Genomic DNA, 15,418 nt, shown 5'->3' with positions numbered 1-15,418 from the left:
GCGAGGATCGGTTGCATGACAGTCGATGTGATGATCACTCTGCGAGCCTTCTACGCGGCCGAGGCGGCGTACCTCACCGAGGGGGCCGGGTTCGAGCAGATGGCCGCGCACTTGGCCTCGGACGTGGTCATGTACCAGGCGTCGAGCCTGCCTTACGGCGGCGAATGGCGTGGGCACGAGGGCTTTCGCGCGTTCATCGCCGCCATGGGTGAGAGCTGGGACGGCTTGTGGTTCGACGAGCAGCAGTTCGTCAGCGATAACGATCGGGTCGTTGTCTACAGCCGCGGTCGCCTGCGTGCTCGCCGCACCGGGCGAACGCTGGAAACGTCACTGCTGCAATGGATCAGCTTCAAAGATGGTCTGATCACCGAGTTCCGGCCGTACTACCACGACACCTCCGCAGTGCTGGCCGCACTGACCGCAGAATCGAATCCCTGATCCGCGCCACGACCTTACGGACGACGAACGGGCGTCAGCTGATCTGAACTCAGCTGACGCCCGTCATCGAGAGCGAACTAGTGCGCTGCGGCGGTCAGATCGAACACCGCGAGCCCACCGACATGCTGTTCGGTGTAATGCGCCATGACCCAGTCGAGGATTTCCTTGTTCCCGGCGGGCCGCCAGATGCCGGCGTTCTTGTCCACCGGGGGAGCGGGCTTCGGATCCTTGCCGTCCGCCGGCGCCTGATCGGTGCGCCAGGAGTCGGGAAGGTGCACCTCGGGGACGATGTAGTACCCGATCTGGTGGTTGCGGACGTCGTCCTGGAACTGCGGGAGCGTCGGGACGGGATCCTCGGAGGTGAAGCCGCCGATGGCCATGACCGAAGTGTGCGTGGCCAATTCGAGGCCGGCGGCCGGGCCGGATCGGTCGATGGCGGCCGACCACTTGGTGGTGGTGGCGCGCAGCAGATCCGCCAGCTTGGGATCGACGTCACCGCCGCCCATCATCATGCTCATCTGACCGCGGAAGGCATTGAGCGCGCCCATATCCCGAGGCGGAGCCGGGGGACCGACGGACGGTCCACCGCCGGTATGCGATTCGGGCAGCGTGGCCGCGGTGTAGGCGATGGAACCGGCCAGGCCCGCGAGCAACCCCGCGACCAGCAGCACCGACGTCGCCCGGGTATCGATGCGGGCCAGGCGCGCCGCCACCGGAACAGCCGCCAGCAGCAGGCCGATCGCGGTCAGCACGGTGACCGCCAGAATCGTCCAGCGCAGCCACGACTGCCAGTCGGCATTACGCTGCAACACCACGAAGGCCCAGATCCCCATGCTGAGAATCAATGCGGCGCTGCCGATTCGGCCGAACCTATCGGCCCGGCGCTGCCAGAGCTCATGCACGCCGAGCGCGAACACACCGGCGATGGCGGGGGCGATGGCCAGCGTGTAGTACGCGTGCATGCCGCCCTTCATCTCGGAGAACGCGATTCCGTCGATGATCATCCAGAGCCCGAAAACCAGTGCCGCGCCGCGAACGATATCGGTGCGCGGGGCACGACCGCGGGCGATGAGCACGAGCACGAACGCGAGCAGTGCGGCCGGCAGCAGCCAGGAGATCTCGAAACCGATCTCGCCGGTGAACATCCGGTCATGTCCCTGACCGAAGCCGCCGAAACCCTGTCGCACGCTGTGCGGGATCTCGTAACCCTCGGGCATCTGGAACGGATTCTTGCCGCCCATATGGTTCTGCCCCAGGTAGCGCGCGAAACCGTTGTAGCCCAGCACCAGATCCATGAAGGTGTTGTCCTTCGACCCGGCCAGATACGGCCGCGACGATTCCGGCCACGCAATGGTCAGCAGCACATACCAACCCGAGGACACGATCAGCGCGGCCGCGGCGCCCAGCAGGTGCACCACACGGTTGCGCAGCGTGGTGGGCGCGACGACCAGATAGGCGAGACCCAGCGCGGGCAGCACCATCAGACCCTCGAGCATCTTCGCCAGAAAAGCGAAGCCCAGCGCGACACCGGCCAGTGCCAGCCAGCGCCAGCTCGCGTGCGGCAGTGCGCGAATGGTGCAGTAGGCGCCGGCGGTCATGAGCAGCACCATGACGGCGTCGGGATTGTTGAACCGGAACATCAGGGCCACAACGGGTGTCACGGCCAGCACCAGACCGGCGAGCAGACCGGCGGTGCGGCTCAGCGTGACCCGGGTGATCGCGCCGTACATCAGCGCGACCGCGGCCACCGCCATGAGCGCCTGCGGCACCAGCATGCTCGCGCTGCTGAATCCGAATATCTGCCCCGACAGCGCCATGACCCATTGCGAAACCGGGGGCTTGTCGACGGTGATGAAGTTGCCCGGATCCAAGGATCCGAACAGCAGTGCCTTCCAATCCTTCGAGCCCGACCAGACGGCGGCAGCGTAGAAGCTGTTGCCCATCTGATTGACGGTGATGTTCCACAGGTACGCGATGGCCGTGCCCAGGATCAGGACGACCAGCGCGACCCGCTCCCAGCGGCGGGCGGGTGGCAGTGCGGCCGGTGCGGCAGCGACCGGGGTTGTCGATTCGGGTGGAGCGGACTCGGCGGCCTCAGCGGTGGTGACGGTCACCGCGGGAGTCTCGCGCGCGAGACGGTGAGGAGTCTGGCCCGGAGCTGGGAGAATCCTGTGAATTCCGGTCAGCGATCGCTTTGCCCGAGTGTGGAACGCTTTCCATTCACCGCGCGTTGGACGGGCGGTTCCCGCAGCGAAACGTTAGGTGATCGGATGAATGTGCACCGTCGAAGCAGTCTCTGGCGATGGGCGGCAGCAATGTCGTTGTCCGTGGTGGTGTCGGGCGTGCTGACCGGGCATGCCTCGGCGGATCCCGCCCCACAGGCTGCGAACGATGGATCACATATCGACCATGTGGTGCCGATCGACGCACGACATTCGACCGTGTACGTCTACTCGGCGGCCATGAACCGGGTGATCGCCATGCGTGTGATGCATGCCGCAGATACGAGCGCGCCGCAGCCGACGCTGTATCTGCTCAACGGCGCGGAAGACGGCATCGCCGACAACGGTGTCGAGACCTCGTGGGAAACCAAGACCGATGTCGATGCTTTCCTGTCCGACCAGAACGTGAATGTGGTGACCATCCTCGACGGCCGCTACACCTATTACACCGACTGGGCCGCCGATGACCCGCGGCTGGGCCGCAATCGCTGGACGACCTTCCTCACCCAGGAATTGCCCCCGCTGCTTGATGCGCAGCTCAATGCCTCCGGGCGCAATGCCATCGCGGGCGTATCCATGTCGGCCGGTGCGGCTCTGTCGCTGGCCGAGGACGCACCCGGTCTGTACAGCAGTGTCGGTTCGTTCAGCGGCTGCGCCGAGACCAGCACCGATCCGGGTCGCCGGTACGCGCAGGCCGTTGTCCTGTCCGGTGGCGGCAATCCGTGGAACATGTGGGGCGTCGACGGCTCTCCGGGCTGGGTCGAGAACGATCCCTCCACGCCCGCGAATCTCGAGAAGCTGCGTGGAGTGAATCTGTACATCACCGCCGGTGACGCGGGCGACGCTGCTGCCGGACGCACCAATGCCGCCGGGGGCATGCTCGAATCCGTCGTCAGTACCTGCACGCACGAACTGCAAACACGCACCGAACAATTGGGCATCCCCGCGACGTACAGCTACACCCCGGGCGGTCAGCACGCCTGGCCGTACTGGCAGGACGCACTGCACGAGGCGTGGCCGAGCTTCGACAAGTCACTGCGGGGCTGATGCGGGGTTCCCGGTCTCGTCCGCTATAACGTGGCAGGGGTGATCGGACGCAACGGGGTTCGGTGGGGCGCGGCTCTCGGCGTCGCCGGACTCGCGATCGCGACCTACCTGATAGTGCGGCAGGAGTCCGCACCCGATGTGAGCATGCAGCCACTGCCGGAGGCTCCCGGCGGTATCCAGGCGATCAATCCGCAGGTTCGGGTGTGGACGCGCACGATCACGCTGGTCCGAGGGGACGGCGCCGCTGCCGCGAGCATCGAGAACGGGCAGCCCGGGGACTCGGCCTGGCTCGATCGCAGCGACAGCAGGTTTCACCCGCGAGACGAGATATTCGGCGCCGCAAGCATTCCCGCATCGACTGCCGCGCAGCGCGGCCCGTTCTACCGGTACGCCGGTGGCCTGCTGCGGGCCTGCGGGAAGGCCGCTGATCGCCCCGAGATCCGGTGCACCCGGTGGGCCGGGCCCGCCGATCCGCCGCCCGATCAGCGCATGCGGGCCGTCGAGCGATTGCTGGAACGTTACGACCATGAGACCGGATTGTGGGAGCACGATGCCAGCACCTGGCAGAGCGCCAAAGCCCTGACGACGGTGATCGACTACATGAGTCGCACCGGTGACCGGCAGTACCTCGGCTATGTCGACGAGACGTATCGGCACGGCGATATCGCGCGCACGGGTGTCCCCGTCCAGACCGGATACAACGACGACGCGCTGTGGTGGGCGCTGGCCTGGATCCGCGCCTTCGATCTCACCCACGAGCCGCGCTATCTCGACGCCGCCCGAAAGATCGTGGACGGACTCGGTGACCAGCGGGCATCGTTCTGTGCTGGTGGACTGGCTTGGGCGCGTACGGGAATCGACCCGGACCTGCATCCGTGGACCCAGGTGAACTCGATCACCAATGGGCTGTATCTGACCGCGACCGCTTTGCTGAGCACTCGGGTCGAATCCTCGGACCGCTCGTCCTATCTCGCGCGCGCCACGACGACCTGGGACTGGTTCACCACCGGGGCGGGGCGCGCGCTGCTCGACCCCTCCGGTGTGATCAACGATCACCTCGACCAGTACGGCGGCACATGCGTGCTTGTCGACGAGAACCGGCGATGGACCTACGACCAGGGCATGCTGATCAGCGGACTGGTGGCGCTCCACCGGGCAACGGGAAATGGCGCTCTGCTCACCTCCGCCGACCGGATCGCCGCGGCCGCGACACACGACGGCTCCGTATTCGTCCAGAATGGAATCCTGAACGAGCCCAGCGCAACAACCTGTCCCGGGCCCGACTGCCATGACGCCGAAACATACAAAGGCGTCCTCGTCCGCGGTTACCGGGAACTGGTGGACACCGGCCGTTCCAAGGTCGCCACAGCCGAATTCCTCACCCGCCAGGCACAGTCGTTGCGCGACACCGCCGATGAGTACGGCTTCCGCTGGCAGGGGCCGCCGCGCGACGACGACCATCCCAATTTCGCCACCCAGACAGCGGCATTGGATGCGCTCAATGCCGTATGAACAACTTCGAGCTAGTCGGCCGGGGTGGTGCGGGCCTTCTTTCGCCGGTGCGCGAAGGCTTCCAGTTGGCCGGAGACCACCAGGATCAGTAGTGACCACAGTCCAATTTGCGGCAATGCCACCGCGACGACCAGCGCGATGGCGGTGGCCGCTACGTTGATCCAGCGCACGGCCAGATCTTCGGCGGTGATCTGGTCGATGTCGGCGAGCATGCCGGCGCGGTAGAGGATGAACTCCTCGATCCGAATCGTGGCCTGGGCGACCACCAGGACGCCCACGTAGAGGCCGACTGCCAGGCGATCGTGGCGCTGCGAGTAGACGTCGAGGACCGTCGCCACCGGGAGGGCGACAATGCAGAGCAGCCACACCATATTGACCCGCAACAGGCGCGGGGTGTAGCCGGTGGCGCGCTCGAACAGGCGGTGATGATCCCGCCAGAGCACGCTGATCACCACGAAGCTGACTCCGGCGGCGGTCAGCGCATAACTGTTGTCGGACAGGAACTTCGCGGTCGACGAGGACGCGACGTCCCGGGCGCTGTCGACGAGGGGGAGCGCGATCAGCGTTATGGCGATGGCGACTACGGCATCGCTGAAGTAGATCAGCCGCTCGAGTCCTCGCTGGGTCCGTACCGGGCCTGCTTCGGGGGCGGTCACCGCGTTGACACTACCGGTTCGCGCTCGCGAGGCAGAGGTTCGCCGATCTGAAGCTGCCGTCAATCGGTCAGGAGAGCTCGCGCGTGGCGCACCTCGGGAATTCCGATTGCCTTCGCGGCGAGCAGGAATGCCACAGCTCCGCCTGCTGCGCCGCCCGTCAGCGTGACGAGATGGGCGAAACCGTGACCGGAGACGGTGTGCTGTGCGATGACCATGACGGCCGCGCACGATGCGCCCGCGATGGCGGTCGCCCACACCACCCGGGTGAATGTCTCACCGACAGCGGTGAATCCGAGCAGTCCACAACGCTTGCGCAGCAGCACATGCCCGAGCGTCGCGCCGACAACATAGGCGAGCGAGCTGGAGACGCTCAGCAGCACGACGACGATATGGTCGGGAAAGACCGCCGCCGAGACGGCGATGACGGTGACCTTCGTGACCACCATCGCGACATTGATCACCGTCGGGGTGCGAGTGTCGTTGTAGGCGTAGAACACTCGCATCTGGAGCATGACCAGCGCGAACGGCGCCAGCCCGAAGGCCGAGCACGCGACGGCCGTTCCGATCAACCGGGCCGCCGCCGGATCGACCCGCCCGCCGAATACCGTGCTGGCCAGCATCGGGCCGAGCAGCGCCATGGCCACCGTGATCGGCACCAGCGCCACTGTCAGATACCGCGCTCCGCGCCCGAGATCCGCGATCACACCGCGCAGATCACCGAGGGCGGCGGAACGGGAGATCCGTGGCATGAGCAGCGTCAGCAGCGATGCCGCGAGAATCCCGTAGGGGACCTGGAACAGCAGATCCGCGTACGAGGAGATGGACATCCCGCCGTGGTCGAACGCCACGCGCATGGTGACGGCGACACCGACCTGACTGATCGCGGCATACCCGAGGACCCAGCCGAGCACCGGAAGTCCGGCGCGCACCGGACGCCAGGTATAGGGGAGCGGGCGGGCGTGCCAGTTCCAGTGGAATCCATTGCGGCGCAGCGCAACTATGACCCAGGCCGCCTGCCCGACCAATCCCGCGGTGGTGCCGAGCCCGATTGTCAGAATCTGCATGGTTGTCATGGCGGCTGGAGTCAACGTGACCGGTCCCGGAACCAGTACGAAGATGCCACAGGTCAGCAGCACGATCACATTGTTGACAACCGGAGCCCACGCGGCCGCGGCAAAGCTGTCCCGAACATTGAGCACAGCGGTCAGCAAGACCGCCACCCCGTAGAAGAAAATCTCCGGCAACAACAGGTACGCGAACAGCGTGGCCAGATGACGCTGCGCCGAATCGGCCACGAAGACTCGCACGATAAGTGGTGCGCACACCACCGTAATCACGGTGATCGCCGCCAACCCGAGCACCGCCGCCACCAGCACCCGCTGCGTGAACTCCCGAGAGTGCTTGCGCCCGTGCCGCCGCGCCCGCATCAGCAGCGGAACTACCGCACTCGCGAACACACTCCCCAACAGCAGCTCGTACACCATATTCGGCAGCTGGTTAGCCCCCGCATAAGCATCACCGACCGCAGCGGTACCGAGCAACGCGGCCAGCACAAGCGTCCGCGCGAACCCCGTCACCCGACTCACCAATCCAGCAAGCGCGACATGGCTTCCCGCCCGAGCCAACCCGCCTCCTACACCGCCCGAGCCACTCCGCGAACCTTCCCCGCCACCGGATCCAGACGGTCCATTGCGCTTACCAGCCCTGACGCCGAGACCTGACCGGTCACCATGTGGCCCGGCCCCCTCTCGCTGAGTTCTGGTTGAGCGGGCGCCCGCCGGGCCGGTCTGCTCGCGACCTCGGCTGCGGACGGGGTACTGATCAGTTGCGTTGCCCGCCCCGGTTCCCAGGTCTGACCCGTAACCGTCCGAACCAGCGGCCCTGCCCTGCTGAGTACTGTTCGAGTGCCCGCCCGCCCACTCGGCCGAGCCGTGAGCTCGACTGAGAACGCGGTGCCGACCGGCTGCGTCCCCCGTCCAGTTGGGCTCTCTCCGCAATGGGGGTGGCCCGGCCAGTCGCGGGATCGGCTGTGTCGGGAGGTGGCCGTAGTCGGTCATAGCCCTCGCTTCGGATATGGGATGTCGAATCCGATGCTGCCGTCCCGGTGAGACTTTCGCCAGGAATCGGTTGCTCGATCGTTCGCGGAAAAGAAGTCGCTCGCGGATGGGTGTGGTTGGTACTGTGCCGGGACCGTGACATCGTGCGAGGAGGTGAGACCCATGAATGCTGCATCGAAATGGGTGCTCCCCCTCGCCGTCACGGTCGGGCGAACGTCGTAGTTGTCGCCGGGAGCGCCTGAAAATCGGCAATCCCGAAAGGCGACAACCATGTATTCACAACATTTCACGTTCGAAACAGGCGAGCCCGCCGCCGTCATCACGCGGGTCGCGATCAATCAATGGCACGCCGAGGTGGACGGCCGAGTCGTCGGCAGTGGCGACGTGGCCCGGCGACCGGACGGACGGCTCTTCGTCAGCATCGATTCCTGGCATGCCACCGTGTTCGACCAACTCGCCGCGACCCTGCGGGCCAAGCTGCCGCGGCCGCTGTACACCGTGGTGGACGAGGCGGAGACCGACCTGACCGCCGGGTGGCGGCGGGCGGGATTCTCGCCCGGGCGCCGCGAGTGGGAGTATTCCGTGCCCACCGATCCGGCGCTCACCGGACTCGACGCGAGCGCGCCACCGCCGGGAGTCGCGATCAAGGCTGCGTCGGAAGCTCCACTGCGGGAATTGGATCGGGCGATTCGAGCCGAGGTCGAGGCCACTGTCGGCTGGCAGAGCATGCCTGCCGAAGTGCGGCCCCGCCCGGTCGGCGACACTGTTGTCGACCCGTCCAAGTACGCGGTTGCCGTGCGATCGGGCCGATACGTCGGGTTGATTCGTGTTGTGCAGGCGACCCGGCAGCCGCGTATCGGCCTGATCGCGGTCCGGGCCGCGGAGCAACGGACCGGCGTGGGGCGGGCGCTACTCGCGCACGCGCTGGGCGTGCTGCACCGCGGTGGGATAGGCCCGGCGTACACCGAGGTGAACGAATCCAACACCGCGGCAACGGCATTGTTCGACGGCATCGGCGCCGAGCGCGTCGAGAGCAATCTGGAACTAGTGCTGCGATGACCGGCCCCGGTGGGTGGCAAGTGCCGTCCTGCGGCGCCTGCCACCCACCGTAGGCGTGAATTACGTTGTGGCGATGAGTATCTGCTCCGAGCTGGACGGACGGAGGTTGTCCGTGCGACCGGAGAAGTAGCGCGCCGCGACGTCGTCCGCGGATACGTGCCGAGCTCCGGAGAATCCGGATTCCTTTGCGAGCGCGATGATCTCATCGGGGGAGTAGAAGGTGATGAAGGGGTTGCCTGCGGCTCGGGCGAGGCGTTCGGTATTGCTGCGGCCGGGCTGTTCTTCGGGTTCCACCAGCTCGAGGGGGAGGGTGAAGGTGGTTGCGAAGGTGGAGCCGGGGGCGAGTTGGGCTGCCTGCCGGAAGGTGTCCGCATTCGCCTCGGCGGTGAGGTACATGGTGACGCCGGTGGAGGCCACCACGGCGGGGCGATCGGCGTCGAAACCCTCGTCCGCCAAGCGGTCCCACCATGATTCGGCTTCGAAGTCCACGGGCACCAGTGTGAGGTGTTCGGGGAGGCCGTAACCGAGGTCGATCAGCCGGTGGCGTTTCCATTTCTGCGGCCCGGTCTGGTCGACTTCGAAAAGCCTTATGCCGGGGGCGATATCGGGTCGACGCTGGGCGAAGGTGTCCAGGCCCGCGCCGAGAATCACGTATTGGTCGACGCCGAGCGCGGCCTGTTCCTCGACCAGGTCTTCGATCAGCCGGGCCCGCGCCACGATGGTGGCGCGAATGCGGGCCATGATCGCCGGGTCCATATCGGGGCGTTCACGCCAATTCCCCTCGGGCGCAGCCAGCTTCAACCCGATGTCATCCTCGAGCACATGTGGTTGCGCATCGACCTGCAGGTGCAGCGCGCGCCACAGCGCGACGCGCAGCGCGGTGTCCTCGGGAGCGATGGTGTGCAGCATGTTCAGTCCTTGCCCGGTGCCTGTAGGTTCCAGAGCCGGCCGTCGGGATCGCGCACGAGCATCTCCCGGGTCCCGTAGTGGGTGTCCTCGAATTCGTTCAGCACCTCGAGTACCGCATCGGGCTGGAACGCCTGCTCATCGGTCACCTTCAGCACGAATTGCGTCCGCGCCTCCTGATCGGCGGGAACCTCGACGAGGAAGACGTATGGCCCGGTGCGGTGCCGCAGCAGCCCGGAGCCGTGGTCGGTGGCGAAATCGAGTTCGAATCCGAGTGCCTGGTAGTACTTCGCTGCCTGGCCCCAATTGTGGGTCTCCAGGAATATGCCGTCGATGCCTTCGATGGTCACGTCAGTCCTCATTCTTCGCTGAATTCCGCTGCTGCTGTGGGCTTTCGAGGTACGCCCGGAGTGCGTCGGCCACCAGGGCCGACAGGGACATGCCCTCTTCGATGGCATGGAGTTTCACCTGCTTGATCAGACTGATCGGCAGGTACACATTGAATTGCTTGACTTCCTCGTCGCCCACAGGACCGATGCTAGCATGCTAGCAATCTAGCCGCCAAGGGGAAATCAGAGCGTCGGCAGCGCCTCCAGGCGATCCACCAGATACGCGCGCTCGACCGCGTTCTCGGTGAGCAGAAGTGCGGCTTCATAGGCGGACTTCGCCTCCGCCGTGCGGCCGAGCTCGGCCAGGAACGCGGCGCGAGCAGCCTCGAAATACCCGTAGGTGGCGATCGCCGGCTCACCGGAAAGGTCCTCCAGCAGCACGAGTGCACGCTCCGGCCGACCCGAAAGACCCACGGCGATCGCATAATTCAGATGTACCACCGGTGACGGCCATTCGCGGCGCAGCAGCACATACAGTCCGGTGATCTCCCGCCAATCGGTCTGCTCCCAGGTCGGCGCTTCATCGTGGACAGCCGCGATGGCCGCCTGCAGCGTGTACCGATCCATATGCGGCAGAGCCTGTTTCACCAGAGCGATACCCTCGTCGATGGCCGGCCGATCCCACCGGGACCGGTCTTGATGCTCCAGCGTGAGCAGCCGCCCCTGCTCGTCCACACGGGCAGGGCTGCGCGCATCGGTGAGCAGAATCAGCGCCAGCAATCCGGTCACCGACGGATCGTCGGGAACCAGCGCATGCATCATGCGCGCCAACTGGAGTGCGCGAACGGTGAGATCCGGCCGTACCAGCACGTCACCGGAAGGAGCGGTGTGCCCGGTCGTGAACAGCAGATGGATGACCGCGCTGATGGCATCGATGCGGTCCGGAAGCTCCCGCACCGACGGCACCCGATACGGGATGCGCGCCAGCGCGATCTTCTTCTTGGCCCGGGTGATTCGGGCCGCCATGGTCGATTCACTGGTGAGGAACGCCCGCGCCACCTCGGCGGTGGTGATGCCGCAGACGAGCCGCAAGGTCAGCGCCACCTGTGCGTCCCGTGACAGCGCGGGGTGGCAGCAGGTACTGATGAGGCGCAGTCGATCATCGGGAATCGCGGACTCCGCATCGATACCGTCGAGTGCGAGATCCGCTGTGTCGGTATCGGTTTCCTCGGTGACCAGCAGTGGCAGCGTCCGCTTCATGGCCGACTCGCGGCGCAGCAGATCCAGCCCCCGGCGTTTGGCGACGGTGGTCAGCCATGCGGCAGGCCGGTCCGGCACCCCGTGCGCCGTCCATTCGGTCAGCGCCTTCGTATAGGCGTCCTGCACGCATTCTTCGGCGAGGTCGAAATCGCGGACCAACCGCACCGTCGCGGCGAGCACAAAGGCCCATTCGCGACGGTGCGCCTGCTCCACGGCCGCGGTGACGCGCGCGGCCGGGTCGAGAGCTGTCATCGGACTATTCGAACGCCATGATCGGCCGCACCTCGACGCCACCGAACGGTGTCGGCACCTGCTTGGCCAGCGCGATCGCCGCATCCAGATCCGGCGCCTCCAGCAGGTAGTAGCCGCCGAGCACCTCCTTCGCCTCCGCGAACGGCCCGTCGGTCACCGTCACCTCACCGCCTGCGCCCTTGCGAATGGAGGTGGCCGTGCCACTCGGCTGCAACGCTTCCCCGCCGAGCCGAGCCGCACCCGCGATCTCCTGGAAGGTCACATGCTCCTGATAGATCGCCCCCAGCTCCTCCTGCGAGGCGGCGGCGTACCCGGCTTCGTCCTCGTACAGCAGTACCAAATACTTGCTCATCGTTTCGCTCCTTCGGTTCCGGCGGCCCGATGTTCGGGCTGCTCTACCTCTCCGACGAGCGGGTTCGCCGGAAATCGACAACTCTGCGGAAAATCTTTCCACCATTGCGCGCTGCTGGGATTGCCGATTTCTGTTGTGTGAAGCAGGAGGAAATCCCGGGGCTCGATTGGCGGCGAGTGATGGCGGCGACGTAACACCGCGAATAGTAGGGCGATTGACCAGCTGAAGCCCTGGCGCGAATCCCCCTACGGGTCAGGGCTTCGTTTATGCGAGTGGGCGCCAGCCCCTGCGCGAGATCGGTCGCGTAATCGCCGAGAGGGTTACGGGGCCACAAGGTTCTCGCCGCTGACCAAATGGATTATCACGGCGGGGGTTTCGCCGGAGCGGGCACGCACAGCGGCCAGCACCAACCCGTCTGCGGCGACCTCGACGCGGTCGGTGCCGAGGCTGGAGGCCACGGTCACGGCGGCCGCGTCCTCGGCGGCGTACCCGGTCAGCCCGTACCAGCCGATCTCGCTGTCGGTCCTGCTGTAAAGCTTGGTGCATTTGCCGTCGAGCGGCCGACCGGGCGCAGTGGTGGCGGCCCGCGTGATGGGACGCCAGAGCGACCCGTTCACGACGTCGGGCAGACGCCACTGCGCGCCGTCGTGTTCGACGAACACGAGCACACGGGCTTCGCCGTCGCTGTCGAACGGGCTGGCGGTGGCGACCAGCACGGCCATGGTGTCGCCGCGGTCGATCGCGGCAACCATACGGGCCGGACTGCCGCCCTTGGAAAACTCGCCGACAGCGAGTTCGATCGCCGGGTGCGACAGGGTGGTCATGAGATCGAATCCTTCCGCCGGGATGGCTCTCAGCATGTCACGATCGTGACGGTGCCCCCGTGTTTCCTCGAGGAGCACCGTCCGTCGTTTCGTCGGCGATATGTCAGCAGGCGATCGCAGGCGGTGCTTCGGTACTGATCACGGTGTCGGTGTCGTGCGCGAATCCCTTGCTCGCGGTGAACTTCACTTCGGCGTGCCAATAACCGATTGTCTGGTTGGCCTTGCACGGTTCGGTGTAGGACTTGTCGACGTCCTGCGCCAGCACGAACGTGTCAGGGCGCATGTCTCCCCGCTGCTGCGGGGTGGCGGTGGGTGAGTCTGCCCTCCACAGCCGTGTTTCCGTCACGATTGTGTCGGCGTCGATGTTGCAGTGCGCCTTGAATCCGAAGTGGACCTCGGCCGCGCCCCGTTCGACGGTGGAGACATCGACGAAACAGTGGAGAGCGTCGGCATGTGCGGCGGGTGCGGCGACGGTGTCGATGCTGCCCGCCAGGAGGAGTGCGGCGGCGATACCCCGGCGCTGGTGGTGATACGGACGATCAGGTTGGTACGCATAGGGTTCCTTCATCCGGGTGTCCTCGTGTTCCGGGTCGGCCGTTACCCCCGCCGCGCAGAAATTCCAGAGCGGCTACGACGCGCGGACACGGGGGAGTGCAGGAAGCGTGGATCTTCGAAATCCCTATGGCGCGTTCACGATCCATGTCCGGGATGTAGCCCGTTTCGCAGCAGTCGTTCACCCAATGCTGGGGTAAGTGGATGCTCATCGGCTCGCCACTGATACGTCGTGGCTCGGCGTGCGCTGGGTGGTGTCCATAGGGGATTCCTCGACTGGTCGCGGGCGGGATGTCGGTGCGGTGTATCTGAGCTCTGTGAGCGGGAGACGTAGTGCGCCGTAAGCGATTGCCGTGAGGGTCGCGATCAAGCCGGGCAAGAAGAGCGATGTCGTCAGCATCGGATGCCTCTGGTTGGCTATTCGGTTCGGTGGGTTGTTTCGATACCGGGGCCGTCGCCGACCAACTGCGAAGGTATGGCTACAAACGCAAGCGGATCGGCGCCCCTCCCATTGCGGGGATTGGGCTACCCGGTGTCGGGATCTGTTTCGAACGTAAGCCCGCTGACACCAGATCGAGTGACACTGAGAGTGCTACTCCCACAGGGGATTCTCTGTACGCTCGAAGGTGGGGAATCCAGCCGAAGGAACCAAGAATGGACGAGACGCTCGGCGCACGAATCAAGCGGCGTCGTGGACGGGCCATGACGCAGGCGAAGCTCGCCGAGTTGACGGGGATCAGCAAGTCGATGGTCTCCAAGATCGAACAGGGAGAAAAGACACCATCGATCCCTGCGCTACAAAAGATCGCTCGGGCATTGGACACTGATGTGCGGGATCTGCTCGACATCAGCAACAACGTCCCATTTGTCGATCCGGAGGCCGGCATCATCGCGATCCGGAGAGCGCTCACGCCCGTCGGTGACTTGATGGATGACATGGGCGACGAGGCCCACCTTTCCCTCGTTGACGCCCGGCGCATTGTTGACCGGGCATGGGGCGCCTACTCGTTCGGTCGTTTCGAAGTACTCGCGGGCCTGCTGCCGGCTGGGATTACTCAGGTCCGCGCCACCGCGCATGCAGCGCAGGGCAACGAGGTAGCAGCAGCTCATGAGCATCTTGCGCGGATCAGCTGGGTCGCAGGTTGCACGCTCGTGCATTTCGGTCAGCCCGATCTGGCATCGATGGCGATTCGAGATGCGTTGCGCGCAGCCGAGAAGGGGAACGACGAACTGCTGCTCGCCGCATTGCGCGGCAGCGTCTCCTGGCAGCTCTTGGTCTCCGGCCGCTACGACGAAGCACAGGGAGTCGCTCTGAAGGCTGCGGAATCGGTAGAACCTCGCGGTGAGGTCTCCGAGCAGCACTTAGCCGTTCATGGTGCGTTGCTCTTACAAGGTGCGACCGCGGCGGGTCGAGGACAACGTGTTCATGATGCCCTGTCGCTCGCGAATGAAGCCGGCGCGATCGCGAAAAGGATCGGTCGCGACACGAAGTGGTATGAATCCGACTTCGGTCTGAGCCAGCAGGTTATGCAAACGGTGGATATCAACATCTCGAACGAGCGGTTCGGTGAGGCGTTGATAGTCGCGAAGGTGATGCCCAATCGTGGGATCGGGTTGACGCCGGTTGCGCAAGGTCGGCATCTTGTTGACAAGGCTGCGGCGGCTGTACAGATCGGGCAGTATCAGCTTGCTCTCGACATGCTGTTGACTGCGGAGCGTGTAGCGGGTGAGGAATGGGTGCGGTATCAGACGCTCCTGCGCACCGTAGTGGGCGTTCTGCTGCACCATGACCGACAGAGCAGTCTGCGCGACTTCGCAAAACGCGTGCACGTTACTGCGTAGACATCATGGGGTTCTATGGCGAACCGCTTTCCATGAGCAGCATCGCGTACTCATGGGCTCCACGCGGCCTTCAGGCCTTGGCACGGTAGCTGATGGCAGGCCCGTTCGAG

The 15,418-nt window shown here is 65.5% G+C and carries 15 protein-coding genes; 5 read left to right on the top strand and 10 right to left on the bottom strand.

The window, feature by feature from the left end; genetic code table 11:
* Positions 1–15 precede the first annotated feature (15 nt).
* Positions 16–438, top strand: coding sequence for a nuclear transport factor 2 family protein (locus ABZX86_RS28925; RefSeq protein ID WP_355127816.1), 423 nt, complete (start codon positions 16–18; stop codon positions 436–438).
* Positions 439–515: 77 nt separating this feature from the next.
* Here the strand turns inward: ABZX86_RS28925 and ABZX86_RS28920 are convergent, their stop codons facing one another.
* The gene (locus tag ABZX86_RS28920; RefSeq protein ID WP_355128296.1) at positions 516–2,474 is read right to left on the bottom strand and encodes a glycosyltransferase family 39 protein; all 1,959 of its coding nucleotides are present in this window, start codon (positions 2,472–2,474) and stop codon (positions 516–518) included.
* 279 nt (positions 2,475–2,753) lie between these two features.
* On the opposite strand from ABZX86_RS28920, the gene ABZX86_RS28915 reads away from it, so the two are divergent.
* Both ABZX86_RS28915 and ABZX86_RS28910 read left to right on the top strand, forming a co-directional pair.
* Positions 2,754–3,707 carry an alpha/beta hydrolase family protein gene (locus ABZX86_RS28915; protein ID WP_355127815.1) on the top strand — a complete coding sequence of 318 codons (954 nt, stop codon included), beginning with the start codon at positions 2,754–2,756 and terminating at the stop codon, positions 3,705–3,707.
* A gap of 39 nt (positions 3,708–3,746) precedes the next feature.
* The gene (locus ABZX86_RS28910) at positions 3,747–5,219 is read left to right on the top strand and encodes a glycoside hydrolase family 76 protein (RefSeq protein WP_355127814.1); all 1,473 of its coding nucleotides are present in this window, start codon (positions 3,747–3,749) and stop codon (positions 5,217–5,219) included.
* An 11-nt stretch (positions 5,220–5,230) separates the two neighbouring features.
* Here the strand turns inward: ABZX86_RS28910 and ABZX86_RS28905 are convergent, their stop codons facing one another.
* Positions 5,231–5,875 (bottom strand): TMEM175 family protein, encoded by a 645-nt coding sequence (locus ABZX86_RS28905; protein WP_355127813.1) that lies wholly within the window; start codon positions 5,873–5,875, stop codon positions 5,231–5,233.
* A 59-nt stretch (positions 5,876–5,934) separates the two neighbouring features.
* Positions 5,935–7,500: a murein biosynthesis integral membrane protein MurJ gene (gene murJ / locus ABZX86_RS28900; RefSeq protein ID WP_355127812.1), complete on the bottom strand. Its 1,566-nt coding sequence runs from the start codon at positions 7,498–7,500 to the stop codon at positions 5,935–5,937.
* Between the two features lie 702 nt (positions 7,501–8,202).
* Between murJ and ABZX86_RS28895 the strand changes: the two genes are divergently transcribed.
* On the top strand, positions 8,203–8,991 hold the full coding sequence (locus tag ABZX86_RS28895) for a GNAT family N-acetyltransferase (protein WP_355127811.1): 789 nt from the start codon (positions 8,203–8,205) through the stop codon (positions 8,989–8,991).
* 60 nt (positions 8,992–9,051) lie between these two features.
* Here the strand turns inward: ABZX86_RS28895 and ABZX86_RS28890 are convergent, their stop codons facing one another.
* The 7 genes from ABZX86_RS28890 to ABZX86_RS28860 form a co-directional block, all read right to left on the bottom strand.
* Positions 9,052–9,900: a class I SAM-dependent methyltransferase gene (locus tag ABZX86_RS28890; RefSeq protein ID WP_355127810.1), complete on the bottom strand. Its 849-nt coding sequence runs from the start codon at positions 9,898–9,900 to the stop codon at positions 9,052–9,054.
* A gap of 2 nt (positions 9,901–9,902) precedes the next feature.
* A complete protein-coding gene (locus tag ABZX86_RS28885) occupies positions 9,903–10,247 on the bottom strand; it encodes a VOC family protein (protein ID WP_355127809.1) in 345 nt (114 codons plus the stop codon).
* A 1-nt stretch (position 10,248) separates the two neighbouring features.
* The gene (locus ABZX86_RS28880; protein WP_355127808.1) at positions 10,249–10,425 is read right to left on the bottom strand and encodes a CopG family transcriptional regulator; all 177 of its coding nucleotides are present in this window, start codon (positions 10,423–10,425) and stop codon (positions 10,249–10,251) included.
* A gap of 44 nt (positions 10,426–10,469) precedes the next feature.
* Complete coding sequence (locus ABZX86_RS28875; RefSeq protein ID WP_355127807.1) at positions 10,470–11,738, bottom strand: sigma-70 family RNA polymerase sigma factor; 1,269 nt, start codon at positions 11,736–11,738, stop codon at positions 10,470–10,472.
* Between the two features lie 4 nt (positions 11,739–11,742).
* Positions 11,743–12,090, bottom strand: a complete 348-nt coding sequence (locus ABZX86_RS28870) for a YciI family protein (protein ID WP_327139217.1) — start codon at positions 12,088–12,090, stop codon at positions 11,743–11,745.
* Positions 12,091–12,410: 320 nt separating this feature from the next.
* Positions 12,411–12,914 (bottom strand): hypothetical protein, encoded by a 504-nt coding sequence (locus tag ABZX86_RS28865; protein WP_355127806.1) that lies wholly within the window; start codon positions 12,912–12,914, stop codon positions 12,411–12,413.
* 103 nt (positions 12,915–13,017) lie between these two features.
* Positions 13,018–13,482, bottom strand: a complete 465-nt coding sequence (locus ABZX86_RS28860) for a hypothetical protein (RefSeq protein WP_355127805.1) — start codon at positions 13,480–13,482, stop codon at positions 13,018–13,020.
* Positions 13,483–14,120: 638 nt separating this feature from the next.
* On the opposite strand from ABZX86_RS28860, the gene ABZX86_RS28855 reads away from it, so the two are divergent.
* On the top strand, positions 14,121–15,308 hold the full coding sequence (locus ABZX86_RS28855; protein WP_355127804.1) for a helix-turn-helix transcriptional regulator: 1,188 nt from the start codon (positions 14,121–14,123) through the stop codon (positions 15,306–15,308).
* Positions 15,309–15,418 lie beyond the last annotated feature (110 nt).

Source organism: Nocardia sp. NPDC006630 (assembly GCF_040611495.1).
In the GTDB taxonomy this organism is placed as follows: Bacteria; Actinomycetota; Actinomycetes; order Mycobacteriales; family Mycobacteriaceae; genus Nocardia.
The sequence above is the reverse complement of the archived record's forward strand: the minus strand, read 5'-3'. Positions and strand labels throughout refer to the sequence as shown.

Bases quoted from the DNA above. Each gene is read 5' to 3' on its own strand.
- ABZX86_RS28925 (WP_355127816.1), top strand. From the start codon at position 16: ATGACAGTCGATGTGATGATCACTCTGCGAGCCTTCTACGCGGCCGAG.
- ABZX86_RS28915 (WP_355127815.1), top strand. From the start codon at position 2,754: ATGTCGTTGTCCGTGGTGGTGTCGGGCGTGCTGACCGGGCATGCCTCG.
- ABZX86_RS28895 (WP_355127811.1), top strand. From the start codon at position 8,203: ATGTATTCACAACATTTCACGTTCGAAACAGGCGAGCCCGCCGCCGTC.
- ABZX86_RS28890 (WP_355127810.1), bottom strand. From the start codon at position 9,900: ATGCTGCACACCATCGCTCCCGAGGACACCGCGCTGCGCGTCGCGCTG.
- ABZX86_RS28875 (WP_355127807.1), bottom strand. From the start codon at position 11,738: ATGACAGCTCTCGACCCGGCCGCGCGCGTCACCGCGGCCGTGGAGCAG.
- ABZX86_RS28870 (WP_327139217.1), bottom strand. From the start codon at position 12,090: ATGAGCAAGTATTTGGTACTGCTGTACGAGGACGAAGCCGGGTACGCC.
- ABZX86_RS28865 (WP_355127806.1), bottom strand. From the start codon at position 12,914: ATGACCACCCTGTCGCACCCGGCGATCGAACTCGCTGTCGGCGAGTTT.
- ABZX86_RS28860 (WP_355127805.1), bottom strand. From the start codon at position 13,482: ATGAAGGAACCCTATGCGTACCAACCTGATCGTCCGTATCACCACCAG.
- ABZX86_RS28855 (WP_355127804.1), top strand. From the start codon at position 14,121: ATGGACGAGACGCTCGGCGCACGAATCAAGCGGCGTCGTGGACGGGCC.